The organism is Methyloprofundus sedimenti (assembly GCF_002072955.1).
Classification (GTDB): domain Bacteria; phylum Pseudomonadota; class Gammaproteobacteria; order Methylococcales; family Methylomonadaceae; genus Methyloprofundus; species Methyloprofundus sedimenti.
This window is the reverse complement of sequence record NZ_LPUF01000001.1, coordinates 1398338-1423733: the sequence shown is the minus strand read 5'-3', so window position 1 is coordinate 1423733 and position 25396 is coordinate 1398338. Positions and strand designations below refer to the sequence as shown.

Below are 25396 nucleotides of genomic sequence, written 5' to 3'. Positions count from 1 at the left end.
TTTTTAATCATTGATATATTTTCACACTAAAATGGCAATTTATAAAGTTGAGGAATGAAAAACAGCCATCTTTTCTATTTGCATATCCCGATATGTATAAGGAATGCCTCCAGTTCCGTAACCCGATTGCTTAAGACCCCCGAACGGCATCCAGTCCACACGGAACGCGGTATGATCATTAATCATAACGACTGAAGCCTGAATGTGTTTGAATGCAAAAAAAGCGGTATCAATACTGCGCGTCATCACAGCGGCCTGAAACGCATAAGGTAGAGCATTCGCCCGTGTGATCGCATCCTCTATCTCATCAAATTCATAGATACAAACGACAGGGCCGAATATTTCCTGCTGACTGACTTTACTTTTCTCAGCGGGATTAAATAAGACCGTTGGCGAATACAGTGACTCCGATATTATTTTGCCACCTGTTAGTAATTCGGCCCCTTCAGTTATAGCTTCACTAACCCAGCTCGAAACACGATCAACTTCTTGTGGACGAATCAAAGGCCCCACTTCGGTATCTAAATTAGCCGGGTTACCCACAATTAAAGCATCTGCTAATTGAATCAGTCCTTCTGCTAGTTTTCTGGCAATCGATCGATGAGCATAAATACGTTGCACAGAGACACACACTTGCCCTGCATGATAAAAACTGCCTTTAATCAATAATGGTAACATTGCATCCAGATCCGCATCTTCTGCTACTACAACAGGTGCTGAACCACCATGCTCTAAAGCGCAACGGACACCTGGAGCAAGCCTAGAGCGCAAGTGCCAGCCAACTTTAGCACTGCCAATAAAACTAAAAAAAGCAACTCTGGGATCCGTCACTAGTGCTTCAGCCACATCCAGATCTTCAGTCAATAAGGGTTGACACCACACATCAGGCAAGCCTGCTTCACGCAAAATATCAACCAGCAGGAATGCAGATAAAGGTGTTTTTTCAGCCGGCTTGATAATCACCGGACAGCCAGATGCAATAGCTGGCCCAACCTGATGGATGATTAAATTGATCGGATGATTAAAAGCACTTATTGCAACTACCGGACCAATCGGTTCACGATGTGTGAATGCTAGCCTATTTAAGGAAGCCTTATTAAGCTGCATGGGGATTTCACTACCCTGATGAGAACGAATGCATTCTCTACAGCTCTTTAAGCCATCAATCGCTCTGCTTAACTCTGCTTCAGTATCCCGGTAAGGCTTCCCCCCTTCAGCGATTGCGACAGAAATGAGTTGTTCGTAACGACTTGCCATTAATCTAGCCGCATCTTCCAGAATATCTGCGCGCTGCTCTGCTGACAGCCAGGTAGAGCGACTATGAAATAGTGTCTCACAATTGCTTAGTGCTTGGTCTACACCAGAGAGTCCAACAGTTGCAACACTGCCGACTTCAGAGCCATCGAAAGGTGATGTCACTAAAAGGGTACCTTCCTGCTTAGCCCCCGGTACTTTTATTGAAAAATGCATATCAAGTTCCTTTCATTAAGAGTTCAAAAGTAGTTTACCGAGTTTTTCGGTAAGGCGCATATTTTCAGAATAATCAACGGGCACATCAATCACAACCACTGTATTATCGGCAAAAGCCTGCTGTAGCGTAGGTAACAACTCATCTGCTGTATTTACCCGATACCCTTTGGCACCAAATGATTCAGCATATTTAACAAAATCAGGGTTGGTAAACCCAGTAAAACCGGTACGCCCAAAACGGCGTTGTTGATGCCACTTGATCAATCCGTATTCACTGTCGTTCCAGATCATAATCACTATGGGAATCTGATAACGTAAGGCCGTTTCTATTTCCTGTGAATTCATCATGAACCCACCATCACCGGTAATTGTTAAAACCTTACGATCCGGATAGACCAGTTTAGCAGCAATAGCGCCCGGCACACCAATACCCATGGACGCAAAGCCGTTAGAAATAATACAGGTATTAGGTGCTTCACAACGATACAGACGAGCAATCCACATTTTATGTGCGCCAACATCTGAGATCAAGATGTCTTCATCATCTAATGCCTTGCGTGTGTCGTATAAAATACGCTGTGGCTTGACAGGAAAACTATTCTCTTCAGCATAGCCATCAAGTTCATGAATAATTATTTCCCTAAGAGAGTCAGTCCTTTTTAGTGCTTGTGGGTGGGTCAACCGAGCAATTTTCATTAATGAGTTAGCAATATCGCCTACGACTGCAGATTCAACAGCATAATGTGCATCAATTTCAGGGGACGTTTTATGTATATGAATAATTTTTTTATCGCGTCGCGGATGCCAAAGATTAGGATGATACTCAACCATATCGAAACCAATGCAAATAACAAGGTCTGCCTGATCAAATCCACAAGCAACATAATCATGTGCTTGTAAGCCGACTGTTCCTAAAGACAAATCATGGGAAAAAGGAATTGCTCCTTTGGCCATGAAAGTTTGTGCAACAGGAATATTAAGATGTTTGGCAAAGCGCAATAAATCTTTACATGCATGACCTCTGATAACACCGTTGCCTGCCATAATTATTGGCGATTGTGCAGCTGAAATTAATTTAGCCGCACATTCAATGCTTACATCGGTAGCATGAGGTGATACGAGGTTATGAACTTGCAAAGGACTCGCGTCTTTAGCAATCTTAACTCCCGCTATGTTTTCGGGTAAACACACGAAAACACCACCTGGATTATCACCTTGAGCCTCTTGAAATGCCTTACGAATAATTTCAGGTATGTTTTCCGGCTCCATCACCATAGTACTGTAACGCGATATCGGCTTGAACAAACTCACCAAATCCAGGATCTGATGACTTTCCTTATGTAATCTAGTTGTAGCGCCCTGCCCCGCAATTGCAACAATAGGCGCTCTATCCATATTAGCGTCAGCAAAACCTGTAATCAGGTTAGTCGCTCCAGGTCCTAATGTTGCCAGACAAACACCCGCACGCCCCGTTAAACGCCCATAGACATCGGCCATAAATGCCGCACCTTGCTCGTGCCGTACCGTAATAAACTGAATAGAACTATTCAGTAAGGCATCCATTACATGCAGATTTTCCTCACCAGGAATACCAAAAATAAATTCAACACCTTCATTTTCCAGGCATTTAACAAACAATTCTGCCGATACTTGCATTATAATTCTCCTTATTTATACGTATATAAATCATGCTGCTAGTGCTTTTCGAGCTGACATAACTTTACGAAAGATGGCAGGCACACAATAATCTGAAATATTCAAACAGAGTGAGAGCGTTTGATTATTGATTAACTATTCAGTCGCTTGAAATGGGGAATACTTACAAACAAGAGGTACAATTAGTTGTTTAAAAGAACTGGTGGAAATTTTAAGCTAAAGTGAGATAACGAGTACGACTACGTTACTCTCTTATTATTTATTCAGCGACAACAAACGATCGTCTTCGCGTAACAAATAAAGCATCAAACAGCCTGCTAACATGGGCCAGGCAGCAAAAAACAACAAATGAGAGCCGTCAAATGGGGAGAGGTATTGTTGATACGACGATAATGTAGAGACTGTTTGGAGAATCAGCACCACAGCATAGCAAAGCCGTTTATATATCCCCAAAATAAAACCAGCCAATATCACCAGTTCTATACTTGCGATAATAGCCATAATGGAACTTTCTAGCCCTGCCATAAAATAGAATTTTTCAAAAACCTTGGCAGAATGGCTAGGGTTAATAAATTTATCCAGCGCCCACATCAACATGACCGTAAAAATACTGATGCGCATTAACAATAATGACAATCTTAAACTTGCAGAGTGACTCATTTCTCTATGCCTGCTCTGCTAAAGCCTTTAATAAGGCAACATAAATTTGATGACAAAAATCGCGTGCGTCTTCAGAATTTGACTCCCACGTTGATTTCCATTCCACGAAGGTATCACCCGATAAAGTCACCGGTTTAAGTTGCACTCGGCCAATATAATTGTTCACTTCACTCGCAGAAACAGGAGAAGGTCCGTCATCAATGGAGTAACGCATTCTGTGTTCATGATCATTACACTCCAGCAAAGTTTCATGAAAAACGCCGTTCAGTATGCGTCTTGCTCCGACCTCAGTTCCACTAATCTCTCAACTGCTTCACACTGCTCAATCACAGGACTCGCCCATGACATATCATGGAAATTTTTAAGGGTTTCCCATACTTGTTCAATCGGTGCATGAACGATGATGGATTGGTAACACTGTGGCATGATAATCTCCTAAATAGAATAGTTATTGAATATTCATTCAATATTAAAATGCATCATATCTTTTGTTGAGTGATTGTTCAATAATAATTATGCGCTTGACAGGATTTGTCTACACACTGACTAACTGATTTCTCTAAGGAGCGAGGGTTTAATAATACCCGAAAATATGGCGCAGGATTTTGGCTTCACAGCCGCGCTAGGAAAACAGGCGCATAGCAGGCTACGCAACTGGTTTTCTAGCGCGGCTGTGAAGTCAAAAGACGAGTCAGACTCGGGTATTATTGAATTCTCGGTAACTTCTCATTATCCACTGGCAGCGGCCGCACGAATGACTTCCGATAACGGAGGAATCCCTTCTAACTTCAGTAAGCGACTTTTTAAATAACCCCAAAATGACATGCCGTGCTTTCGGCAGGTCTTCTTGAGACTGGCAAAAGTATCACGGGCTTTCCGCCCTGCATCACTTCGTGTACTCCCGCTGATTTTTCGTTTCTTGACGTAATCCCTTATATCCCGTTCGCTTAAATTGTTATGAAGTGGGAGGTAGGGTTTGTCGAGTACACGGAGGAGTTCATGTTGATTTTTCCCCATTCGCCCGAGGGCCTGGTTAAGCGTTTCGTAACAGGTTTTGGTACTGCATAGGATTTGAAAGCGCTGCCTGATACTGCTCGCCTGTTCGGTAACAGGATTAAGTTTATAAGCTTTCAGGTCATGGTAAATCGACCAAAGCTGGTCGCGTGCGTCATCTACTGCCTTGGTATGGCTGTCATTTAAAGGAATCAGGCGATTAATCACTCGTTCGGCATGGATCCAGCACAAGGCATGATCAAAGACGTTAAACTGCCCTGCATCATCACTGATAATTGAAAAGTCAGAGGAAATGCCTTGGTCTAGCAGCCCTCCCATCAAAGCACCTTCCGTGACTATTTTTCTGTGCCGAGGTTTAACGATGCCTTGCTGATCCAGCCATTCGCACCAGTCAGGTGCCGTGTTAATGCAGACACTGATATTTTCCAGTGTCGCCAAGATTACAACAGACAGCTTATTTTGTGCCATGTATTCAATGGCACCTGTGTTCAATGTATAAAGCGTTGTTTTGCCTTGTGATAGACAGTTTAAAAAATTGATTCTGCTTTTACTTTCTGTACTACTGAACCAGGCAAAAAAATCATTGCCAATATGTGTGCAATAGCCATTTTGCCCTTTATGCCGTGCGCCAGTATCATCTGTATGAATATATTTAGAAACGGATAATCCCGTCTTCAGTAATTCATCTTTTTCGGCATGAAAATCGTCCAGATCTTCTGTTAGTATATAACTGAGCTTACCGCTCGAAATATCGACGCCTAAATCACGAATTTGTTCCAGTAGTAATGGCTGTGTGACATGTTGGTGATGGTATTGATAGAGAATAAAGGCAATAAGGCTTTTACCAAAACTACCTCCCTGAATGTCTTCAGGAAGCTGACCTAAAATCGTAAGACCCTCTGGCGTTATATATTCTGCTAAACGATAACGAATGTTATGAGTTTGAAAGGTAATATCCTGAATAACACGATCCTGATACCCTTTAAAGCGTGAACCCTCTGGGATTTCATTCGGCTGAATAATTTGGGTTTCATCTATTTTGAGGTTGCCTTTTTTACTGCGCCTTGGGCCTTTTTTCCTTTTTGATGAGGAGTCATCACTTCCTGGGGCACCCTCCTTATCCATTGTACTCGGTTTGATTTTAGGCTTTGTGGTTTCACCTTTAAGCTTGAGTATCTCTTGTGCTAACTCATCAATCTGCTTTTGTTGCCAGGCAAGCATTTCCAATAACACATCGACTAGCGGTGTGCGATCTTCTTTGTTTATCTCTGGTAATTCAGGTTTAGGCGAGTTCATAGAATATATTGTAAAGCAACTTTTTAATATTTTCCCGTGGATAATGAGAAGTTTCAATTCTCGTTCCTAAGCCACTGATCACAGTAACAAAGCCAGCCATGGAATATTTAAGCATTATCATTATCGCTCTTATATTTATGCGTTTGTTAAGTTTAATCCTTATCCGTATGCTTTCCGTTGCATTGTCCTTACTCGGGCCAACAAAATCTATTAAGTACTTTTTTCTCAGCTGGTTTGGACCCAGGGGCCCAGCTACTATTTTGTTTCTATTACTCATCTTAAAGCAGGAGCAGATAGCGCATTCCGGCATTATTTCCACCAAACATGAGTCACGATTAGTTTTAGAATTATTGCACACGGCCTTGGCGCCGCACCATTTGCACGCTTCTATAGAAAAAAAGTTGTTGCAATGGGACAATGTGAAGAAATGGTTCCTATTAAAGAAATTCCCGCCAGAACGGGCAAATTATTTAAAAAAATAACCAACACAGACTCAAACAAAACAACTACGTATTCTTAAGCTTATGGCCAGACCCACTACCTTTGACCGTCATGATGTATTACAACAAACCATCCAGTTATTTTGGCTGCAAGGCTATCGCAATACTTCAATCAAAAATCTGGTAGAGGCGACAGGGCTTCAACCAGGCAGCCTTTATGCTGCTTTCGGTGACAAACGTGGAGTGTTTCTTGCGGCACTTGACCAGTATTTCGAGGCCATGAAACTTAATCTATTTGCAGTATTGCATAATAATAAACCACCTATCGAGCGCCTCACGAAGTTTTTCAATCAGCTAGTTCAAGAGTCGTATTGTGACCCTGATCGTAAAGGCTGCTTGCTGATAAATACCTTATCTGAAATTCCGGTTAACGATGTAGAAATCAATACACGTTTACAGGCCATGTTCGCCGAGGTAGAGCAGGAACTACAGCAACTATTAATCGAGGCACAAACGATAGGCCACATAGGTGAACATCAAGATCCGGAAACACTGGCAAAATTTTTAGTCACTGGTATTTTCGGACTACGCCTTTTTAATAAAACACAGCCTGATTCTGATAGCCTTAAAGCGATTGTTAAGCATCTATTATCTTCAGTTCAAATCAATAAGTCGCAAATAAATTACCTGAACTGCAATAAATAATCCTTCGGAATCTTCCAGAAATTTCCCTGCCTATGTTGCAGGGGGCGGCCTAATTCTCCAGGTCGGTCATCAGTTAATAAAGTACGTATAAGATCTGAGCTTGTTGCTGGACTACTACGAAAGTATGCATGCCCAAAGCCTTTGACTTCTCCCACATCGATAAAGCTCACATTGGTCACTTCTTTAAAAATATTCTCAGCTCGTTGACCGAGGTCTGTGGGTTTCATGCGTCCAAATCGCACACCGCTCATTAATGCTTCAGAAACACCCAAGGCTTGATCAGCCTGAGTGGTGTAAATAGTTATTTGACCAATAGCGGGCCCAAATTTTTCAGCCATAAGACGTTGCTGGACAACACCAAGATCTAAATCAGGGGCAGCCAGCACAAGGTTTTTTATACGCAATCTCTGAGATGGATGATGTCCGGAAGCCCAGGCTTCAATGACAAGTTCTCTCAGTGCTGTTGTTGTCACATCAGTCCCGCGACTATGGGCAATAATATTAATCGCTTTAACCTCGGGGTAAGATGCCAGCAGTCTTAGTAATTGCTTAAGATGGTAGATAGTAAACTCGCCCGATTCACGATCCGTAAAATATCCAAAAAGCCCCCCGCTGGCTGCAGGCCAGGTATAAAGTATTGGTACACCCTGCCTACCTAAAAAATGCCATACCTCAGCCAATGATGAAGCCGCAAAATCGAATGTGTTATTAAACCCGTGCACAAATACCAGAACAGTTTTATCATCACTCATCATTAAGCGACGATTGAGTTCTTTTCTAAATTCTGTTGCGATACGCTTATGCTCAGCTTCGACCTTCTCATCGTTAAGCAATATGCCATCGACAATAGAAAAAGGATAAGGCGTTTCTGGAAATCTCCCTTGCTCCGTTCTGGATATGACATTAAGTTGCGAAGAAGAATCGCGCTGCTCTGACTCGCTCTTCTTAACCAGATCAGCCCATGATAAATAGTCCCCAATCTCAACCACAGCAGAACCAAATGCCATTGATGCTGATCGTTTTGCACCATAGCTCAGTTCATTTAGGTCATTATGCTCAGGAGCACGATCAGTTACATAGAGAAGATCTACCGAACTTTCTTGCAAATCTGGTGGCACTCGGTTCGCTGGATAAGAATTTTCCTGTAAATAAATGTTTGGTGTCGGCATGAGCTTATGACTTGATGAGCAGCCAGCAAGAAAAGCCATACTCACTAATAAACAAGGGATAGTACGTATTAATATTGCTGTCATTATCTTAGGCACCTACATTGGGTAAGAATTTGGTGAATTCAAGTTACAAGTGCAACACTTACAAACTTGAAAATGCATCGTGAGAATCTGATAGATCTAAGTTACCACAATTTAAAATCAGGAACGCACGATTGCAGAGTAATTATCCCCCTCGCCTAGCACGATTAGTCGAGAACTAAAAAGAAACAAACCCCATCATTCAGTGTATTGGTACGAAACCGCCGAAGATATCAGTCAAGAACGTAAATCAAAACCAAGATCAGGAAAAAGAAAAGCTTATAAACCACTCTATGATTTAGTCGAAAAAAATATCCGGCAAGGTTAATCGCCCGAATTTATTTCTGACCCATTAGAAAGAGAATATCGTAGTCAGAAAATGCAGGTGAGTCACGAAACCATCTACCAATGGATATTTACTGATGCGCAGCAAGGTGGTGATTTTTTTCTTTCCTTAGTCAGGCATCATAAAAAGCGAAGGAAACAGCGCCGGAGCAGTAAAAAAAGGTTATTTGAGGTTCGAATATCCATTACTGAACAACCTAAAATAGTGGCAGACAGAGTTCGTTTTGGTGATTGGGAAAGCGACACCATGAAAAGTGTTGCACTTGTAACTTGAATTCACCTAAATAAATCACAGAGTGTTGCATTAATTGCTTGAATTCGCGACTTCTTATAGGGTTTATTTAGGAAAAGTAAAAACAGACCTGATTAAGATTGTTCTGGTTCCACTTGGTTTAACAATTTATTAGCCATTTTAATTAGCTCCACTTTTTGAGAAACTTCAACAAGTGGAGCCTCATTTTTTTAGTCATCAAAACTTTTACTTAAGCTATGACATAAGTTACATGCCACTTCATCGCCTGCCTTTAATGTTGCAAGCGTTTTACCTTCACTAGATTTTAGTACTCTATCTACTGGTACTTTAGATAATCGAGTACCTAAATGATCTGCACCATGACAATCAGCGCAACGATCACCATTCCGGCTATTTTTAGCAAAATCTCCGTGACTGTCCTCATCCATCCAGTTTGGATCATTCACCGGATGCATACCATGAGGTCCATTTAATGTGCCCCTAGGAAAGCTGTTATCCTCATGACAAACGGTACAGTCAGATATCGTTCCAGCGTGCCCTTGCAGTTGTATAGCCGTGACATTATCGTTAGCATCCGGGTTTCGGTTTGGCCAGATGGCATGAGGACTGCCGTGACAGGATTCACAACCTAAACTGGCATGGCCGTCAAGACTATTCCGGTATAAAGTCAGGTCATTTTCTGCAAAACGCGTTGTCTTAGCAGGTAAAGGCTCTGCTGATGGATCATTAGGGTCATAGGCTAAATTAGCCACAGCTTCACTGCCAATACCACTATGACATGCCCCACAGGTTGGTTCCTCTGCCCAGGGTTCACGTACCGAACCGTCTGCCCTGGTAAATTCACCGCCCATTGCCAACAGACCACCATGACAGTCATCACACTTTTGTCCAGCGGTATACATTGCGCCTCGGAAACATTGTGTGATTTTACCCGGGTGACATTGAAAGCAATTTTCTTCCATGGGTACGTTATCGCCAAAAGGTATCAATGAAACATCGTTAGCCTGATTTTGCGGATCGATTAAATCCGGATCACCTTGAAAATTACGCAATAACACGCTAGCGGCATCTACCTTTAATCGCCCATGAAACCCGTGCATTACGTTTGACATATTGTCGAGTGTCGGATCACCAGCAGGGCCACCGACTGAAGCCAGCGCATTGGATTTATGACAACCCGCACACAACACAGGTTTATCTTGAGCAATAAAGTGCGTGCCATGCTTATAGTCATGCAGCATTAAGATATTCTTTTTCGCTGCTGTTTCTACGTCCAGCCGGTCATTCGATAGCGGCTGTACAAACACCGGAGCAGGCACACCTGCATTATTAGGAATGGTGCGTGCAGCAGAATCTGCCCCCACTTTTCCTGCTGTATGACAATCCCGGCAGTCAACTTCACCAGAGACAGGCGTAACCACATCAGTCGTTGCTACTGTCAATCCGGTATTATTATCAATGGCCTGAATACGCATCATTGGGTAAGAATTTAAACGCCCAGTATCATCAACCGATGTCAATGGAATACCTTGGGCTGTAAACCAGCGTTTTTCTTCTAAAAACGTGCTGAACCCTTGTGGATCATTAGACATATAAGGATCGACTATTCCCGGCATATAAAGCCCTCGCCCCAGACTCATATTATCAATGGTGGCAAGTCCTTCATCGGGGACAGGATTTAAATCTGGAAATAAAAAGGAAGCAATCGTCTGTCCTGTATCTCTTAGCTCATCCCAAAAGTCAGATTTTTTGATTTCCGCATCTGCAATTTTACTGCCTACCGGGTAATTCTGACTGGTCGAGTTAATTGACCCAGAGCCTGCCGGATCGTTAGGGTTGGAAGCAGCCGAGTATTTTAGAGTGACTGAACTAGCATCTAAAATAAGCGGTCTATTGGCTCCAGTCGATCCTTTTAAAATGGTATGTGCATTAACGGTATTAAAAGGTGGCAAGATATTTAGCGGGTATGAACCCAAGTCAGCACAGTGCATGCCTAAATCATTCGCCGGTAAAACTACATGGTTGCCATCGCCTGCGCCAGTGGTATTAGGTGCAGGTTGTTGAGGAACCATATCAATCGGTGGGTTAGGAACATCCGTACCAACAACCACAGTCATATCCGCTGTACAACGTGTATTATGATCATCGGTTACTATGAAATGAACTAGAAAACTGCCATTATTAACATCAAATAAGATATTACCTGGAGATAATACGCTAGGGCGAGCATCTGCACCGCCATTAAAATCCCATTCGTATGTTAATATACCGCCCTCAGGATCACTGGCTTGACCTCTAAAGTTAATTGAATCACCTAATGCAATATTGATAAGACTGCTATTTGGACTGATGATTGAACAAAGCGGACTTTGATTATCAGGTGGGGGTGGAGGTTGCGGAGATGAGCAATCATCCGGAGCATGTTCAACCTCTTTGCTAGCACTAACCTCACCTGTCTTCACTTTAATCCGACAAGGAATGGTTTTTAGATCCTTTACTCTAAAACTGAAGTGCCTTGAGTCTTCACTTCTGTTCCGTGTAGAAAGTATTTCTCCGGTTTGATCATCATACAGCGCGATTGATTCACCAGTGGATCGCGATAACTCACCTTTTACAGTAAGGCGGTTGTCCTCATATTTTGCATCATCAATTTTAATCTCTATTAATGCCTGAGATACTTCTTCATGCGACCTTTTTTTATCAGCTAAAGCTAAATTAGAGCCTACCAGGCTGATAATAATGATACAAAGAAATTGCGGCAAGAAAACTTGGGTTAGTCTATTTAGCATATGATCCTCTTATGGTTATGTTATAAGCTAAATTAAACGCTATATCAGCAGGATTTTCACTTAGGATACCCCAAACTTATATCCACTTTTGATAACGAGTAACCATTGAAGCTGATGCTTTCATTGTATACGAGGATGGAATGGGGCTGAAAAACTCTCCTTTATTATCAAAGCAATAATTATGCCTATTTAATCGTAATTAAAATATACCTGTATAAAAGGCATCCAATTAGCTCTGATAACGCCCTCTATACATAGACTTTGAACCAGTAACAAACTTTATAATCAAAACAAAAATCTTTAAGTGGTTAGGGGGCAATTACATAAAAACAATAGTGAAGCACGTCTTAATTACTATCATTTTATGGCTGACTACTTGATATCGTCCCCATTACCAGACAAAAATTATGGTTTTATTTGTTTCTGTAGAATTATCCTATTAAAAACACAATACTAAATGAATATAATATATTGGAATATAAGGGTTTATTAATTAATGAGATGACTTAATTTAATCTTTTTCATAGCGTCTCAATTTAGAGACACTATGAAATATTTTTGGGTAGTGAATTTACCGAACAAATTGATGGTGTTCTCAACGAAAAGTGCGACGTAAGGCTCTGCGATAGAAAAATAAATGCACGCCCAGATTTGCAATAAATAAATAACCTGTCAGTTGATGCCAGCGTATCCGAGATTTCCTGCGCTCTATACGGAGTGCTATTAACGACGCTCCTAAACTCGCTAACATTGCCATTTTGTTATAACGGGTAAAGTTCTTTTTCGACAGCAAAAACTGTGGTTTCGGAGCTTGACCAATTATTTGTTCAACAGTGGAGTCAATATTCGCTTCCATGGTCGAAAGCGCAATAGAATTTCGGTCGAAGTACAACAAAAGGCTGCCGGTACGGGCATTGCCTTGTAACGAAGTAATAACGGCTATTTGAGATAGCGCTTTTTTCAATTCGTTTAGTTTGATTGGATCGCGCAAAATTTTGTCGCGAAGCCTTATGCGGCCCGGCACCGATGATATGATTCTGCTCATTTTCTTGGCTTACATTTGATGGTTAAATATTCTTTCAATGATATTTTACATCGGTCTCGACCGATATGCTTCACATTGTTGATACTAGGGAAATGCTTAGATTGTTAAACTAGATGAGACTTGGCACTTAGATAAACCCAATAAATCACTCCAATTAGTCCGATAAAAACAAACCTCCAATACTGTTGGCAGCTCTCCCTGTTTATTAGGTTTCTGGCTATCAAGCGACCATTCAGATTCGTAGTTATAGGTAAATTATAAGTATAAGCTCAATGTGGTCAATACCCAACTCACAGCAGTCACTCAAAAAATCAGAGCAAGCATCCTGTTTCATCTAATATTAAACCAATAAAGGTTGAGCTTAAAAAGAGAACGACTTTTTCTTAACCCTTGTCACTTGTTATGTTTTGAATTTTCTACTGACATAAAGCCTGTGAATTTATAAATCGACTCAGCTTACCAATTCAATCTGAACCAAGTTATCTGAAAATGTCGGTGCATGGCCCATATCAACAAATTCGGCGGAACTAATGCAGTTAACCGTCCCTTTGTTTAACTGCCTCCAATAACCCAATGTTGCAACAATAATACCGGCACTCACATCATCGGTAATTCTGGCATCGCCTTCAAATGCACCTCGACCATTAAACACACGTACCTTATTATTTTCCTTAATGCCTCGAGCATCAGCATCAATAACATGAATTAAAACAAATTGTTCACCTTGTCCTTTAATTTTATGATCCATGTTGGCATAGCAGGAATTTAGAAAGCCATGGCTTTTAGGTGAAAGAATATTCAAAGGATATTTTTTAAATAACTCTGGATTAGTCTCAGCCGTTTCTCTGGAAGCAACATAATCAGGCAGACTATCCAATAATTCACCCGCTTGAAAACCTTCATACATTTGGCGAAAGGGTCCTGCAACAAAGTTGGTTGCACCATCGAGTTTAAATTCACATTTACCCGAAGGTGTTGGAAAGTTGCCTTCTTTATGCGGCGCACGATCATCTTTAGTACCGACATTCAACCGTGCAAAGCCATGTTCTCGCATGTAATTCAGATCAATGCCTGCGCAGGCAGGTGACTCCCAGTCCACATAGTTTTCTAAACATTCACTATCTGACCATTTGAAATTTTCTTCTTCATATCCCATGCGCTGCGCTAATCGACGGAAAATCTCATTATTCGGGATAGCTTCGCCTGGGGATTCGACACATTTTTCATTATATGTCAGATACAGATGTCCCCAGGAGAGAACCATATCTTCCATTTCAGCGCCCATCGATGCAGGTAGTACAATATCGGCATACGCAGCGGTATCAGAAATAAAATGTTCGGCGGATACCATAAACAGATCTTCGCGTTTCAATCCCTCGATAATCTTGTCAGTTTCAGGTGCCTGTGTCACTGGATTGGTATTCCAGCACATCATTGATTTAATCGGCGTATCAAGCTTTGTCTCACCTGTTAGCACGCGACCGAGTTGAAGATTATTAACCACAGGCGTACCTTCTGGAATTAAGTCGGCGCGACAGATAACATCAAACTTATACGGATGTTCCCATACGGGGAATTGTAATGCACCGCCACCGACATGACGCCAGGCACCAATTAAAGCAGGAAGACAAGCCACCGCACGAATAGCCTGGCCGCCGCCATAGCTTCTTTCTAAGGCGACACCCAGACGAATGGCGGCTGGCGGAGTCGTGGCATATTCTCTGGCAAACTTACGTATATCATCAGCTGGGATACCGGTAATTTGTTCCGCCCATTCTGGTGTTCGTGCTTTAGCACGTTCGGCTAAATCAGCATAACCAACCGTATAATTATCCACATAATCCTGATCGACCAAACCTTCTTCAATAAGAGTGTGAATTACGGCCATCGCCAGGGCCCCATCTGTGCCTGGCTTGGGCGCAATATGCCAGTCGGCTTCTTTGGCCGTTTTTGAAGCAAAAGAATCTATAACAATGACTTTCGCCCCTTTTTTCTGCGCTTCTTTAACGGTATGCCAATGATGTAAATTGGTACTGACTGAATTACAGGCCCAAATTACGATGTATTTAGAGTGAATAAAACTTTCGGGGTCAACACCCGCCGTAGGGCCGACAGTCAACAACCAGGCCGTACAAGAACCTTCACCACAAAATGTACGTTCGGTAACCGTTGCGCCCATACGATTAAAAAAGGCATCTCCGCCATTTAAGCCATGCACCAGACCCTGGTTGCCAAGATAACTATTAGGCATAATCGCATGCGGTCCATGCTCGTCGATAATCGCTTTCCATTTAGTGGTGATTTCATCCAGCGCTTCATCCCAGCTAATCCTTTCGAACTGTTTGCTGCCTTTTGGACCTGTACGACGTAGTGGGTATAGCAGACGGTCTGGATGGTAATGCCTTTTTTCGTAATCTTTTAATTTGACACATAAACCACCGCGAGTCATAGGGTGATCAGGGTTGCCTTTAACACCCACCAGCTTTCCATCCTCAACTTCATAGACCATTGAACAGGTATCAGGACAGTCATGTGGGCAACCACCATGTGCAGTTTTTTTTATTTGAGCGGACATCGTTAATACCTCTTTATTATATTTTTTTTAATTCTCTGCAATATATTCAGGTGATTGCTTTAAACAATAGTGCGAATAGCAATTTACATCTGTTTCTATTTTTCCAGCTTCCAAGCGTATTTTTCTTCAGTTAAACGCTTGATCACCGCCATCAATCTCAGCGTTTTTCAATATTACTGTTTTTCAACCAAATTTCCTCGCTAAAGATATAACGTTTCTCTATGACGCGCGGCTTGTAGGGTGACATTTGCTAAAAATGACCATCAACCATGGAGGTAAAATACCTTGTTCATAATTTTCCACTCACCATCAACTTTTAGTAGTGTAAAAAAATCAGTGAATTTATGACCTGTCCAATTATCTGATTCTAATCTTACTGTCGCGATTAAACCTTCAATATCAATGTTTGCAATATTTGCCACGATATCAGTGGCGGGGCCGTTTTCATCATTCCAATCATAAAGTTTTTTAATTGGCCCTGCAAACAAATCACTTCCGATGTAGCCAAAAATGGTTGCATCTTTATGAAATACAGGCTTCATATCATCGCCCTTACCAGATTTAGCGCCATTTATATAGTACTGGATTGTCGATTCAATTAACCGGATATCATCATTACTCATTTGTCTTTCCTGTATTTGAATTGAAATTATTAAAATGGATGGTCATGTCACCTAACAAGGAATATTTATCATACAAGCTATTATCTGGGTTTGGTTTGTTTATCTTACCTTTGTCCTTTCTCAATTTAGAAGCAATATAAGGTAAACCTTATTTCACTAATCTGGATAACATATTGCATATACTGAATGGCTTCTCCTATTGACCGACAAGGAGTCAATCAATGAAAACAATCTACCACTTATTTTCCTCCACCATAATAACTAGCTACAGCGCTATCAGCTCATTCATAACCAAGTTCCTTTTCAAGTACCAGAATAGATTCTTTAACATCATCCAGATAGGTCTTCCAGCTGACTACTTCCTCGCTACTAATATGTGTAGTATCGAGCCCTCTTAATGTCTCACCTAATTTACTAGCCTTGCCCATTGCTGATATATGGTGTTTTTTAATGGCTGCGGCTTGCTCGTCAATAGATAACTCAACGGGTTTAGCCAAAGCCTTTACAGCCTCTTTATTGGTCTTCCCTCCAGTCGCATTACACACTTTCATTGGTACTATGCCAACATCCGACTTCCTGAGTCGCTTTTGCCGATTATTTCCAGTCTCCAGCATGCCATGCTTTACAACCCCGAAGCAGCCCTATGGTACTTTTCATGCGCGTCATAGAATGGGGACTTCAAAAGGGGTACTCTGTCGTCCTGTTTGTGTAAAATCATTTCGAGGCTAAACCACTTCAACTTGCGCATACGGCCTGCTGGCTTACGCCCATCGTGCTTGACATTTGGAGTCACCTCCGCCTGCCCGATGTTTACTATCTGGTTGTTGACCTATCTTGCCAGAGCTGGACTTTCACCTGCTGAAATTATCGACATTGCTCGGCCGCACACCCCAGTTATTGAATAGAATCTTTAACGTGCGACGTCGCAATATGACTATTCAGTTTATAGTGTCTAGATTTTCGTTATTTTGTTTGTCTCTACCATAATGCCTCCGTATTCAGCACGCACTCCAATACTTCATCAGGTGTGGTATCGACGCGATGTTTAAGCACAAGCTTTAGGCAATGGAACCGATTGACTTATAGATCAATATCGCATTGATCATGGTCAATACTGGCATCAGTAAGGCAATCAATTTATAGTAGAATATTCTTATTCCAAACCTAATTATCGACAAAGTCGAACTCTTTATGAAACCAGATGCTAAGTCGTTACCATTGTTAGTTCGTGGACCTTACAAGGGCTATAGTGGTCATGATTGTACCGTACGCAGTTTTGTGCGCTACCTTGTTAAAGCTGGGGCACGTATAAATTTGCAGGATCTTGCGCATTGGTCGCCAGCAAAACTAACGACGGATCAACGAGATTCATGGTTTGATCAATTTGAAAAACCGATAGAATCGAACATTGCCTTACATTTTTGCATGCCTCATCAAGTTAAGGTTTTGGTCGATAAAGCTAACGTTAATTTCACTATGTTTGAAGCCAGTCGTATTCCTGAGTTTTGGCTACGGCAAAATCAACAGCATGATTTGGTCATCGTCCCGACCAAATCTTCTAAACGCTTCTGGTGTGATTCTGGATTTCCAGAACAACGTATTCGCATTTGCCCGCTTGGTGTTGATAGCCAACGCTTTCGACCGACTGTTGTCCCTTTGAACTTAACCGATAAAAATGGCAAAGCGGTTAGCGAATACCGAGTACGTGTTTTGAATATTTCAGAAATTGTTACCCGTAAAAATTTATTATCATTACTTCGCGTATGGATTCAAGCTACCCATCAAGATGATGATGCCATACTAATTATCAAGCTCAATCATAGCCCAGCATCGTTGCTTAAATTTTTGCGAGATCTAACCCTGATGGAAAAAGCTATCGGTAAAGATCGCAGTCAAGCGGCGAGCATTTTATTCACCGATCAAGTGCTTACTGATGCGCAAATGCCGGCACTATATACTACGGCTACCCATTATTGGAGTATGTCGTTTGGCGAAGGTTGGGATCAACCGATGACTGAAGCGGGTGCCAGCGGTTTGCGTTTGATTGCTCCCGATCATACCGCTTATCAAAGTTATCTTGATAGCAGTGTCGCATGCTTACTGCCGTGTCGAGAAGTCTCTATAGACCCAAACAAGATAGATAAAAATATCCGCTCCTTATTCCAAAATGCCCAGTGGTGGCAAGCTGACGAAGAGGCAGCCGCGGCAGCTATTCAGCAGGCAATAGCTGGAACTGACCAGCCGCAAGCAGATATACGTCAACGCTTAAATCGTCAACTAAACTGGACGCTTGCGGCTCAGCGCTTATTAGAAATTGTTAATGATATTTAATTGGGTTTGTCATCAAGTAATACACGTGCCATGGACAACTGAATTTGTTTCATGATGATTTCCTGGCTGTAGTTTAGACATACAAGCTTGTAAGCATTATCCGATAATTTTTTTGCCTGATCAGCTTGACCAATTAAACTGATACACGCTTTGATAAATGCTTCGCTGTTTTCAGCAATTAATACATGTGTTTCGTGGATTGCTGCAATCCCTTCCAATGCCAAAGTGGTGGCTATTACCGGACGTTGGTAGGCAAAGGCTTCCAGAATTTTAATGCGTGTACCACCACCAGCACGTATGGGCGCAACCACTATATCGGCTTGATGATACAGCGGAGCCAAATCGCTAACTCGCCCAGTCACTTGAACGCCTGGTTGTTTGCTTAAAGCCAGAACATTTTGACTTGGATTGGCACCGGCAATCACTAGGTTCACTTCACAGGCGAGTGCTTGACGCAATGCAGGTAAAATATCTGTACAAAAATACATAACGGCATCTTGATTAGGAAAATAGTTCATGGTCCCAATGTATAGCAGGGTGAAAGGCTTACCTGGCTCTGGCTTCGGCATTGTTTTGGGTATCGATACGGCATTAGCCAGAGTCCGAAATTTAGTTTTTGGGAAGCGCTTAACAAGACCTGAATAATCTTGCTCATTACTAAGATACACATGCTTAAAGCAAGGTATCCAGTGCTGCTCCATATGTGTATATTTAACGGCTTCTGCATGTTCTAAGAATGCATGGGCAGGCATTTGTCTGCGCCTATATAATTCGGCAAAACGATGATGCGTAACAGATTCGTAATCATCCATATCCAAAATAATAGGAATTTTGTTACCATCAAAATAAGCTTGGATAAAGGCCACCATATACAAACGAAAAACATGGATAGCTGCGAATTCAACCGATGCATAAAGGCTCTGAATTTGACTACGTGCTTCTGGCGTTGCAAAACGGCTGAGTGCAACTTGATGATATTCAGCTAATGCCGCCAAGCGATGTCGATCTAAACTAATGTTATTTATAAATTCATAAACGGGATCTTGCTGTAATTTTTGTACTGTCACTTGTCTGCAAAAATCATCAAGATTCAAGGTATTTAAAGCGTCAGGTACGGTGCCTAAAACGGGAATAACATGAAGATAAACTTGATAATTTTTTGCCAATGCGCGCACAAATAAAGCGGCACGCATTGCCGGCCCGTTGCCGCTATCACTTGGCATAATCGGGCTAATAAATAAAATTTTGGGCCGATGATCTAAGGCTTTATCAGGTATCATATGGCTACTTCTTTTTATCGTTTAAACCCTATGATAACGAGGCAAACATAATTTGACTACAAAACCCGTAATCAATTTAGGTGCACATTTTCATGCCCAAGGTGGTGTTGGCCGACATGCACGCAGTTTTGCAATGGTTTTAAAAACGTATGCACAGGTATCGCCCTTATATTTTTTTCGTCCTCCTGCACAAATGCATATGGAAGGCTATCCCTTGCCCAAACCTAGACTCTGGGATCTAAGCGCTCCAGCTATTTGTTTATCAACCATTGATGCGCAACGCAAAATACCAGGGAATACTCAAATTGCCTACACCGTTTGGGAAACCACTAAGATACCTGAACCTTATTTACGTTATCTTGATTCTGTTGACCAGATTTGGTTGCCGACAGAATGGGGCAAATCAATTTTTATTGAGAATGGGGTAAATGCGAACCGCATCAGAGTGGTGCCAGAAGGTGTGGACAGTGACCGCTTTAAACCCGTCGATGCAGCAGTCAACAACAAGGTATTTCGTTTTTTATGCATCGGTAAATGGGAGCAACGTAAAGGTATAGCCGATTTAATCAAAACCTTTTGTCGTGAATTCAAACATCAGGAACCGATAGAACTCATTATTCATGGCTTTAATTTATCCTTACCTCAGCTCAATATTGCGGCAAAAATTAAGCAGATATGTCATCAACACGGACAACAAAATGCACGGATCGTCATCAGTAATCCTAAGCCTTTGGGTGAGCTAATTGCTTTAATGCAGCAATGCGATGCCTTTGTGTTACCCACCCGTGCCGAAGGTTGGGGCTTGCCGATTTTAGAAGCCATGGCATGTGGCTTGCCCTGTATAGTTACGGACTACAGTGGTCATCGGGTTTTCGCCAACCATAACAACAGTTATTTAATACGCGTAAAAAACATGTGTAAAGCCATGGATCCAGCTGTTTTTCCGTCAAATATGGATTGGGGTGAGTGGGCGCAACCGGATTTAGAGCACTTAGCTTATTTGATGCGTTATGTTGTCGATAATCCTGATGCAGCTAAAGCAAAGGGTCTCAATGCGCGTATTGATGCGATGAGGTATTGGCGTTGGGATCAAGCAGCAAGCATTGCTATGCAATATTTGCAAGACGACAAGTTATTATGAACACAGCTCCTGAAATATTAATTCTTACTCCCATTAAAAATGCTGCAAACCATTTGGAAACTTATTTTACTAACCTGCTAAAATTAAGCTATCCAAATGCACATATTTCATTAGGTATTCTGGAAGGTGACAGTCGTGATGATAGTTATCAAATGGTGTTACAAAGAAAGCCTGAATTAATTAAACATTTTAGTAATGTTGGCATCTGGCAGAAAAATTATGGTTATCACGTATCAGATACCATACCGCGATGGCAGCCAAGTATTCAACCTATGCGACGCAACATTTTGGCTCGTAGTCGCAATTATTTACTTTCTAAAGCCTTACAGGAGCAACAATGGGTGCTTTGGCTTGATGTTGATATCATTGAATACCCAGCTGATATTATTGAGCAATTGTTAGCGACCAAAAAAAATATTGTGCATCCGAATTGTGTTTTGGAATACGGTGGCTTAAGTTTTGATCAAAATGCTTGGCGAGGTCAGAATAAGCAGTTTCTAAGTCAGTTACGCGATGAAGGGCCACTAGTAAAACTTGATAGTGTAGGAGGCACAATGCTGTTGATTGCCGCTGATCTGCACAGGGATGGCTTGATATTTCCCCCTTTCCGTTACCGACCTTCTAGTCCCATTAAATTACCTAATGATACCTTGTTCATTGAAACAGAAGGACTTGGTTTAATGGCTAGAGATATGGGGCAATATTTATGGGGTATGCCAAATTTAGAGATCAAGCATAAGTAATGCATAAAGCAAAATGCCTTAATTAGTCATCAGTCGTTGACACAATTGCTGTTTAACCGAGTATTCCATTTTATCTGGCGCATGTTCTCCGGCTAATTGGTAATAATGTTTAGCCTGATCAAATTCTTTTAAACGAAAATAACACGTTGCTAAACCATCGAAGGCGAGTAAATCAAATAAGCGACTATCCACGGCAATAAAGCCATCGCTCAAATGTGGCCTGGTCTGCCAATTAACAATTTCGTGCCAATGTTCAATCGCTTGTAGGTACTGCTGATCGCGCATTTTTATTCGGGCTTGTAACCAGGTCAAGTGCGGATGATCAGGATAGCGTTGCAGTGTTTCATTCAGTAAGGGATCAGTAATTTCAGAGTTACTGAAATTAGCATCAATCATACTGATAAAGCTTAAGGAGTTTACCCAATTACGCCCCGTTTGTTTACGCGCACTTTCTATACCTGATTGCCAGGCTTGAATGGCTTCTTCGGTTTGTTGCAAACCCCAATAGACAGAACCTAAATGCCACCAGGAAAAGGTATGATCGGGATCGTCGACTAATTTATCTAATAATAGGGGTAGATTGCGTTGATATTTATGCTGCTGGTCGCCTTCATAACCGACATGGTCTAACGTTAGTTCACAGTAGCTGATTTTGCCATTACTGATTTTTTGATAGCGTTTAAGCGCGGGCCAAATGTTTTCATGAATACAGCCTTCAAAGAGAACCTGCGGCTGATTGCGAAACAGTCTCATCTCACGATAAGCGGTATGTCGTGGTGTGGGATGTAGCCACAGATAACAACCAATAAGCTCGGACTCGGTTAATTGTTGGCGCACCTCAGAAAAATCTTGTTGGCGTAATCGTTCATCGGCATCAATGTAGAGAATCCATTGTCCTTGACAATGATTTAGTGCAAAATTACGCGCCGAAGCAAAATCATCCTGCCATTTCAGAGTAAAAATCTTATCGGTGTAATGCTGAGCTATTGATACGGTAGTATCGGTAGAGCCGGTATCGACAATGACGATTTCATCGGTGAAATGCTGTATTGAATTAAGGCAGGCGTCTAAATGCTGTTCTTCATTGCGAACAATAAGAGCAGCGGAAATAAGGGGGGAGGGGAAATTCTGCGTAGGTTGACGACTAAAAGCTTCTGCCATATACCACTTTACTCTTTGTTTTATTTGAAAGCTGAATTATAAAGCACCCAAAATAAATGAGGCGACACAGGTTCGCCTCATTTAGATCGTTTTAATTGCTTATTAGTTGTTATCGACTAAACCGCCCTTTAATACGGCCAACAAAGCCTAGCATCAGGCTTAATAATCCCAGCGACCATACACTTAGCACTGGAATTTTTTCCGGTGTGGAATCGAAATCACACGTTTGATTACCGACCTGAGTCATATTGCCCCCGATACACATATTACTGCCAAAGCTATCAGCAAATGCATCGCCACCTAAATTAAGTCCTTCCATAGAAAAGGAAGTCATCAGCGGTAAACTATAAATAGCCGCACCGCCTAAGGCCATTTTGATAAGTTTGCGGCGACTTTCGTCGACATTTTGTTCTAAGGGGGATTCGGTATCTGGGTTTTTTGTTGGTTTATCAGTCATGATTAGTCACCTAAGGCAAGGTTAATATGATTTTCCACGTAAAATTATAACACATATATAGTGTAATTATTTAAAGGTATTAATAGTTCCTGATTACCCATGAGTTTCCGCCATGTTAAAACAACCAACTACTGAGTACGTCATTCCTGCATGCTCTTAGCAGGAATCTAACCAACAAGGAATAGATTCCCGATAAAAGACCTCGGGAATGACGCGCTATATAGAGTGTTACAGCCACTTTACCCTAATTTGGCGGAGGCTTCTGGGTAATCAGGTAATAGTTTGCATAAGTATTCGCAGTATAAACGATACTTCAATTGCGAACTAACCATAAAAGTTCATGCGAGAACTTACGCAACGATTTATAGTCAAAATGGGGGTGATTACAAGTGAAGTAAAATGATAGCGTTGTTTGAAAAAATATATATTTCATCCCTGTATGCTCTTAGCAGGGATCTATTGCTGGATAATACACCCCTGCTAAGAATATGCAAGAAAGGCTACTCTCTTTTTTAACCTGCTTATTGTAAAGAATTATTCATGATTGAATGGTTGATCGTACCGGCCGCATATATGATCGGTTCAATTTCAAGTGCAGTCATTGTTTGTAAAGTTAAGGGGGTTGCCTGACCCACGGGTTCAGGGCTCAGGTAATTTAGGTGCAACTAACGTGATGCGTATTGCTGGTAAAAAACCGGCCATCATCACTTTAGCTATTGATGTACTCAGGCATTATTTTAGTTGCGCTGGCACGATACCTTAGTTCAGATACCATGGCCGTACTCACGGTCTTGGTGATATTTATGGGTAATATTTATCCGATCTTTTTCGAGTTTAAAGACGGCAAAGGTATATTACATTTCCCGTATTAATGAACTGAATTTTAATGTACTATAGCTTTCCCAGTTCTCCGTTATCAATCATATTTTTGTGCCAGCCCCTTACTCAGTCGATATTCGAAAAAAAGTGCTCAATGCTATTGAGATAGACAAACAAAGTAAACCTGATATAGCTAAACGTTTCGCTGTTTCTTATTCTTTTGTTTATACCTTATGGCAACATTACCAGGAAACTGGCATGATTGCAGCCAAAAAAGTAGGCGGGCATGTTGCACCAAAAGTAGATGAAGCGGGTGCTCTTGAGATAAAAGAATGGCTAATAAAAAAGCCTGATTTGACACTAAATGATCTTTGTGACCGATATGCTGAACACTTTGGTATTAGCATGGGGAAAAGTTCAATGGATAGAGCTCTTAAGCGTATGAATATTCGATATAAAAAAAAGTCCGTACGATCCAGCTAAATATTGTGACCGAACTAAAAAGCTAAAAATAGACTATTGCACTGAAATCGCCGATATATCGCTCGATAAGCTCATTTTTCTTGATGAAATGGGCGCAGGACTGAATCTCTCACCTCTTTATGGGCGAGCACCGTCAGATCAGCGTGTTTATGATGAAGCGCCGGTTGCTAAAGGGCAGCGTATAAGTATGGTCGGGGCAATGACATCAGCCGGTATGAAAACCGCCTTAAATTTTGAAGGAACCATGACAGGACTTGTATTCCTCTACTTTTTGAAGCATTTTCTTTGCCCCTTACTCGCTGAAGGTGACTATGTTGTGATGGATAATGCCTCAGTTCATAAAGTAGATGAAATTAAGGATCTTATTCAAAAGACAGGAGCAAAGCTTATTTACCTACCGCCTTACTCACCTGACCTTAACCCGATTGAATTAGCATGGAATAAAATTAAACAGTACTTACGCAAACAAAGACCACGAACCGTTGAAGCGTTATATCAAGCTTATGCCGAAGGGTTGAAATGCATCAGTACAGATAATGCTCAAAGCTTTGTTAATCACTCAATGAAGTTCGCTATTTAAGTGGGATATGTAATAGCAACAGGCTGTGACGTGTTATATGGCTTGTACTGGGCACTGGGTTTAGCGGTGGCGGTGGCATTAACGTGGCTGGCATGCTTCAAGAAAACCAACATTTCTTCATTATCGGCGCTGGTTTCCGCTATACTGATGCCGGTCTATACTTGGTTAAGCATCGATCAGGGCATATATTGTCGTCACCAGCGTACTGGCCATATTATCGAATTGGCGTAATCGTGGTAATATTGCTCGACTCATAAAGAGCGAAGAAGATTAATACTGA

General features: G+C 41.6%; 24 protein-coding genes and 1 pseudogene. 10 read left to right on the top strand and 15 right to left on the bottom strand.

What is annotated here, in order from left to right; all coding sequences use genetic code 11:
• Window positions 1-39: 39 nt before the first annotated feature.
• From AU255_RS06295 to AU255_RS06275, 6 genes are all read right to left on the bottom strand, one after another.
• The gene (locus AU255_RS06295) at window positions 40-1470 is read right to left on the bottom strand and encodes an aldehyde dehydrogenase family protein (protein WP_080522079.1); all 1431 of its coding nucleotides are present in this window, start codon (window positions 1468-1470) and stop codon (window positions 40-42) included.
• A 15-nt stretch (window positions 1471-1485) separates the two neighbouring features.
• Window positions 1486-3126 (bottom strand): acetolactate synthase large subunit, encoded by a 1641-nt coding sequence (locus AU255_RS06290; RefSeq protein ID WP_080522078.1) that lies wholly within the window; start codon window positions 3124-3126, stop codon window positions 1486-1488.
• Window positions 3127-3381: 255 nt separating this feature from the next.
• Entirely contained in the window at window positions 3382-3786 is a 405-nt protein-coding gene (locus tag AU255_RS06285) for a hypothetical protein (protein WP_080522077.1), read from the bottom strand.
• A gap of 4 nt (window positions 3787-3790) precedes the next feature.
• Window positions 3791-4000, bottom strand: a complete 210-nt coding sequence (locus AU255_RS20300; RefSeq protein ID WP_198942551.1) for an SRPBCC family protein — start codon at window positions 3998-4000, stop codon at window positions 3791-3793.
• A gap of 50 nt (window positions 4001-4050) precedes the next feature.
• Window positions 4051-4212, bottom strand: a complete 162-nt coding sequence (locus AU255_RS20295; RefSeq protein ID WP_198942550.1) for an SRPBCC family protein — start codon at window positions 4210-4212, stop codon at window positions 4051-4053.
• A gap of 303 nt (window positions 4213-4515) precedes the next feature.
• On the bottom strand, window positions 4516-6096 hold the full coding sequence (locus AU255_RS06275) for an IS66 family transposase (protein WP_080522076.1): 1581 nt from the start codon (window positions 6094-6096) through the stop codon (window positions 4516-4518).
• A 98-nt stretch (window positions 6097-6194) separates the two neighbouring features.
• Here AU255_RS06275 and AU255_RS19705 point away from each other — a divergent pair, with 98 nt between their 5' ends.
• Both AU255_RS19705 and AU255_RS06265 read left to right on the top strand, forming a co-directional pair.
• Window positions 6195-6578 carry a hypothetical protein gene (locus tag AU255_RS19705; RefSeq protein ID WP_143735868.1) on the top strand — a complete coding sequence of 128 codons (384 nt, stop codon included), beginning with the start codon at window positions 6195-6197 and terminating at the stop codon, window positions 6576-6578.
• Window positions 6579-6620: 42 nt separating this feature from the next.
• The gene (locus AU255_RS06265; RefSeq protein WP_080522074.1) at window positions 6621-7241 is read left to right on the top strand and encodes a TetR/AcrR family transcriptional regulator; all 621 of its coding nucleotides are present in this window, start codon (window positions 6621-6623) and stop codon (window positions 7239-7241) included.
• Here AU255_RS06265 and AU255_RS06260 read toward each other — a convergent pair.
• Complete coding sequence (locus AU255_RS06260; RefSeq protein ID WP_080522073.1) at window positions 7220-8494, bottom strand: alpha/beta hydrolase; 1275 nt, start codon at window positions 8492-8494, stop codon at window positions 7220-7222. The genes AU255_RS06265 and AU255_RS06260 overlap by 22 nt on opposite strands.
• Before the next feature lie 382 nt (window positions 8495-8876).
• Here AU255_RS06260 and AU255_RS06255 point away from each other — a divergent pair, with 382 nt between their 5' ends.
• Window positions 8877-9110, top strand: a complete 234-nt coding sequence (locus tag AU255_RS06255; protein ID WP_143735867.1) for a hypothetical protein — start codon at window positions 8877-8879, stop codon at window positions 9108-9110.
• Window positions 9111-9298: 188 nt separating this feature from the next.
• On the opposite strand, the gene AU255_RS06250 is transcribed toward AU255_RS06255, so the two are convergent.
• The 5 genes from AU255_RS06250 to AU255_RS06230 form a co-directional block, all read right to left on the bottom strand.
• Window positions 9299-11878: a PKD domain-containing protein gene (locus AU255_RS06250; RefSeq protein ID WP_080522071.1), complete on the bottom strand. Its 2580-nt coding sequence runs from the start codon at window positions 11876-11878 to the stop codon at window positions 9299-9301.
• 595 nt (window positions 11879-12473) lie between these two features.
• A complete protein-coding gene (locus AU255_RS06245; protein ID WP_080522070.1) occupies window positions 12474-12923 on the bottom strand; it encodes an HMA2 domain-containing protein in 450 nt (149 codons plus the stop codon).
• Between the two features lie 451 nt (window positions 12924-13374).
• The gene (locus tag AU255_RS06240) at window positions 13375-15498 is read right to left on the bottom strand and encodes a molybdopterin-containing oxidoreductase family protein (RefSeq protein WP_080522069.1); all 2124 of its coding nucleotides are present in this window, start codon (window positions 15496-15498) and stop codon (window positions 13375-13377) included.
• 263 nt (window positions 15499-15761) lie between these two features.
• Window positions 15762-16121, bottom strand: coding sequence for a nuclear transport factor 2 family protein (locus tag AU255_RS06235; protein ID WP_080522068.1), 360 nt, complete (start codon window positions 16119-16121; stop codon window positions 15762-15764).
• Window positions 16122-16402: 281 nt separating this feature from the next.
• On the bottom strand, window positions 16403-16672 hold the full coding sequence (locus AU255_RS06230; protein ID WP_143735866.1) for a hypothetical protein: 270 nt from the start codon (window positions 16670-16672) through the stop codon (window positions 16403-16405).
• A gap of 640 nt (window positions 16673-17312) precedes the next feature.
• Between AU255_RS06230 and AU255_RS06225 the strand changes: the two genes are divergently transcribed.
• Window positions 17313-18452, top strand: coding sequence for a glycosyltransferase family protein (locus AU255_RS06225; protein WP_080522066.1), 1140 nt, complete (start codon window positions 17313-17315; stop codon window positions 18450-18452).
• On the opposite strand, the gene AU255_RS06220 is transcribed toward AU255_RS06225, so the two are convergent.
• Window positions 18449-19732: a glycosyltransferase gene (locus AU255_RS06220; protein ID WP_080522065.1), complete on the bottom strand. Its 1284-nt coding sequence runs from the start codon at window positions 19730-19732 to the stop codon at window positions 18449-18451. The genes AU255_RS06225 and AU255_RS06220 overlap by 4 nt on opposite strands.
• 52 nt (window positions 19733-19784) lie before the next feature.
• Between AU255_RS06220 and AU255_RS06215 the strand changes: the two genes are divergently transcribed.
• Both AU255_RS06215 and AU255_RS06210 read left to right on the top strand, forming a co-directional pair.
• On the top strand, window positions 19785-20873 hold the full coding sequence (locus tag AU255_RS06215) for a glycosyltransferase (protein WP_080522064.1): 1089 nt from the start codon (window positions 19785-19787) through the stop codon (window positions 20871-20873).
• Window positions 20870-21616 carry a glycosyltransferase family protein gene (locus AU255_RS06210; RefSeq protein WP_080522063.1) on the top strand — a complete coding sequence of 249 codons (747 nt, stop codon included), beginning with the start codon at window positions 20870-20872 and terminating at the stop codon, window positions 21614-21616. The genes AU255_RS06215 and AU255_RS06210 overlap by 4 nt, the downstream gene beginning before the upstream one ends.
• A gap of 18 nt (window positions 21617-21634) precedes the next feature.
• On the opposite strand, the gene AU255_RS06205 is transcribed toward AU255_RS06210, so the two are convergent.
• Together AU255_RS06205 and AU255_RS06200 are read right to left on the bottom strand one after the other, a co-directional pair.
• A complete protein-coding gene (locus AU255_RS06205) occupies window positions 21635-22777 on the bottom strand; it encodes a glycosyltransferase family 2 protein (protein ID WP_080522062.1) in 1143 nt (380 codons plus the stop codon).
• Between the two features lie 109 nt (window positions 22778-22886).
• The gene (locus AU255_RS06200; protein WP_080522061.1) at window positions 22887-23234 is read right to left on the bottom strand and encodes an IPTL-CTERM sorting domain-containing protein; all 348 of its coding nucleotides are present in this window, start codon (window positions 23232-23234) and stop codon (window positions 22887-22889) included.
• A 540-nt stretch (window positions 23235-23774) separates the two neighbouring features.
• Here AU255_RS06200 and AU255_RS21325 point away from each other — a divergent pair.
• The 4 genes and pseudogenes from AU255_RS21325 to AU255_RS21320 all read left to right on the top strand — a co-directional run.
• Window positions 23775-24088 (top strand): annotated as a pseudogene (locus tag AU255_RS21325) (glycerol-3-phosphate acyltransferase); the annotation flags it as partial.
• A 76-nt stretch (window positions 24089-24164) separates the two neighbouring features.
• Window positions 24165-24536, top strand: coding sequence for a helix-turn-helix domain-containing protein (locus AU255_RS06190; protein WP_158083035.1), 372 nt, complete (start codon window positions 24165-24167; stop codon window positions 24534-24536).
• Window positions 24499-25116, top strand: coding sequence for an IS630 family transposase (locus AU255_RS06185; RefSeq protein WP_332889048.1), 618 nt, complete (start codon window positions 24499-24501; stop codon window positions 25114-25116). Before AU255_RS06190 ends, AU255_RS06185 begins: the two co-directional genes overlap by 38 nt.
• Window positions 25117-25347 carry a glycerol-3-phosphate acyltransferase gene (locus AU255_RS21320; RefSeq protein WP_408606472.1) on the top strand — a complete coding sequence of 77 codons (231 nt, stop codon included), beginning with the start codon at window positions 25117-25119 and terminating at the stop codon, window positions 25345-25347.
• Window positions 25348-25396 lie beyond the last annotated feature (49 nt).

Excerpts from the sequence above, each read along its gene's own strand:
- AU255_RS06295 (WP_080522079.1), bottom strand. The coding sequence starts at position 1,470 with ATGCATTTTTCAATAAAAGTACCGGGGGCTAAGCAGGAAGGTACCCTT.
- AU255_RS06290 (WP_080522078.1), bottom strand. The coding sequence starts at position 3,126 with ATGCAAGTATCGGCAGAATTGTTTGTTAAATGCCTGGAAAATGAAGGT.
- AU255_RS06285 (WP_080522077.1), bottom strand. The coding sequence starts at position 3,786 with ATGAGTCACTCTGCAAGTTTAAGATTGTCATTATTGTTAATGCGCATC.
- AU255_RS20300 (WP_198942551.1), bottom strand. The coding sequence starts at position 4,000 with ATGCGTTACTCCATTGATGACGGACCTTCTCCTGTTTCTGCGAGTGAA.
- AU255_RS20295 (WP_198942550.1), bottom strand. The coding sequence starts at position 4,212 with ATGCCACAGTGTTACCAATCCATCATCGTTCATGCACCGATTGAACAA.
- AU255_RS06275 (WP_080522076.1), bottom strand. The coding sequence starts at position 6,096 with ATGAACTCGCCTAAACCTGAATTACCAGAGATAAACAAAGAAGATCGC.
- AU255_RS19705 (WP_143735868.1), top strand. The coding sequence starts at position 6,195 with ATGGAATATTTAAGCATTATCATTATCGCTCTTATATTTATGCGTTTG.
- AU255_RS06265 (WP_080522074.1), top strand. The coding sequence starts at position 6,621 with ATGGCCAGACCCACTACCTTTGACCGTCATGATGTATTACAACAAACC.
- AU255_RS06260 (WP_080522073.1), bottom strand. The coding sequence starts at position 8,494 with ATGACAGCAATATTAATACGTACTATCCCTTGTTTATTAGTGAGTATG.
- AU255_RS06250 (WP_080522071.1), bottom strand. The coding sequence starts at position 11,878 with ATGCTAAATAGACTAACCCAAGTTTTCTTGCCGCAATTTCTTTGTATC.
- AU255_RS06245 (WP_080522070.1), bottom strand. The coding sequence starts at position 12,923 with ATGAGCAGAATCATATCATCGGTGCCGGGCCGCATAAGGCTTCGCGAC.
- AU255_RS06240 (WP_080522069.1), bottom strand. The coding sequence starts at position 15,498 with ATGTCCGCTCAAATAAAAAAAACTGCACATGGTGGTTGCCCACATGAC.
- AU255_RS06235 (WP_080522068.1), bottom strand. The coding sequence starts at position 16,121 with ATGAGTAATGATGATATCCGGTTAATTGAATCGACAATCCAGTACTAT.
- AU255_RS06230 (WP_143735866.1), bottom strand. The coding sequence starts at position 16,672 with ATGAAAGTGTGTAATGCGACTGGAGGGAAGACCAATAAAGAGGCTGTA.
- AU255_RS06225 (WP_080522066.1), top strand. The coding sequence starts at position 17,313 with ATGAAACCAGATGCTAAGTCGTTACCATTGTTAGTTCGTGGACCTTAC.
- AU255_RS06220 (WP_080522065.1), bottom strand. The coding sequence starts at position 19,732 with ATGATACCTGATAAAGCCTTAGATCATCGGCCCAAAATTTTATTTATT.
- AU255_RS06210 (WP_080522063.1), top strand. The coding sequence starts at position 20,870 with ATGAACACAGCTCCTGAAATATTAATTCTTACTCCCATTAAAAATGCT.
- AU255_RS06205 (WP_080522062.1), bottom strand. The coding sequence starts at position 22,777 with ATGGCAGAAGCTTTTAGTCGTCAACCTACGCAGAATTTCCCCTCCCCC.
- AU255_RS06200 (WP_080522061.1), bottom strand. The coding sequence starts at position 23,234 with ATGACTGATAAACCAACAAAAAACCCAGATACCGAATCCCCCTTAGAA.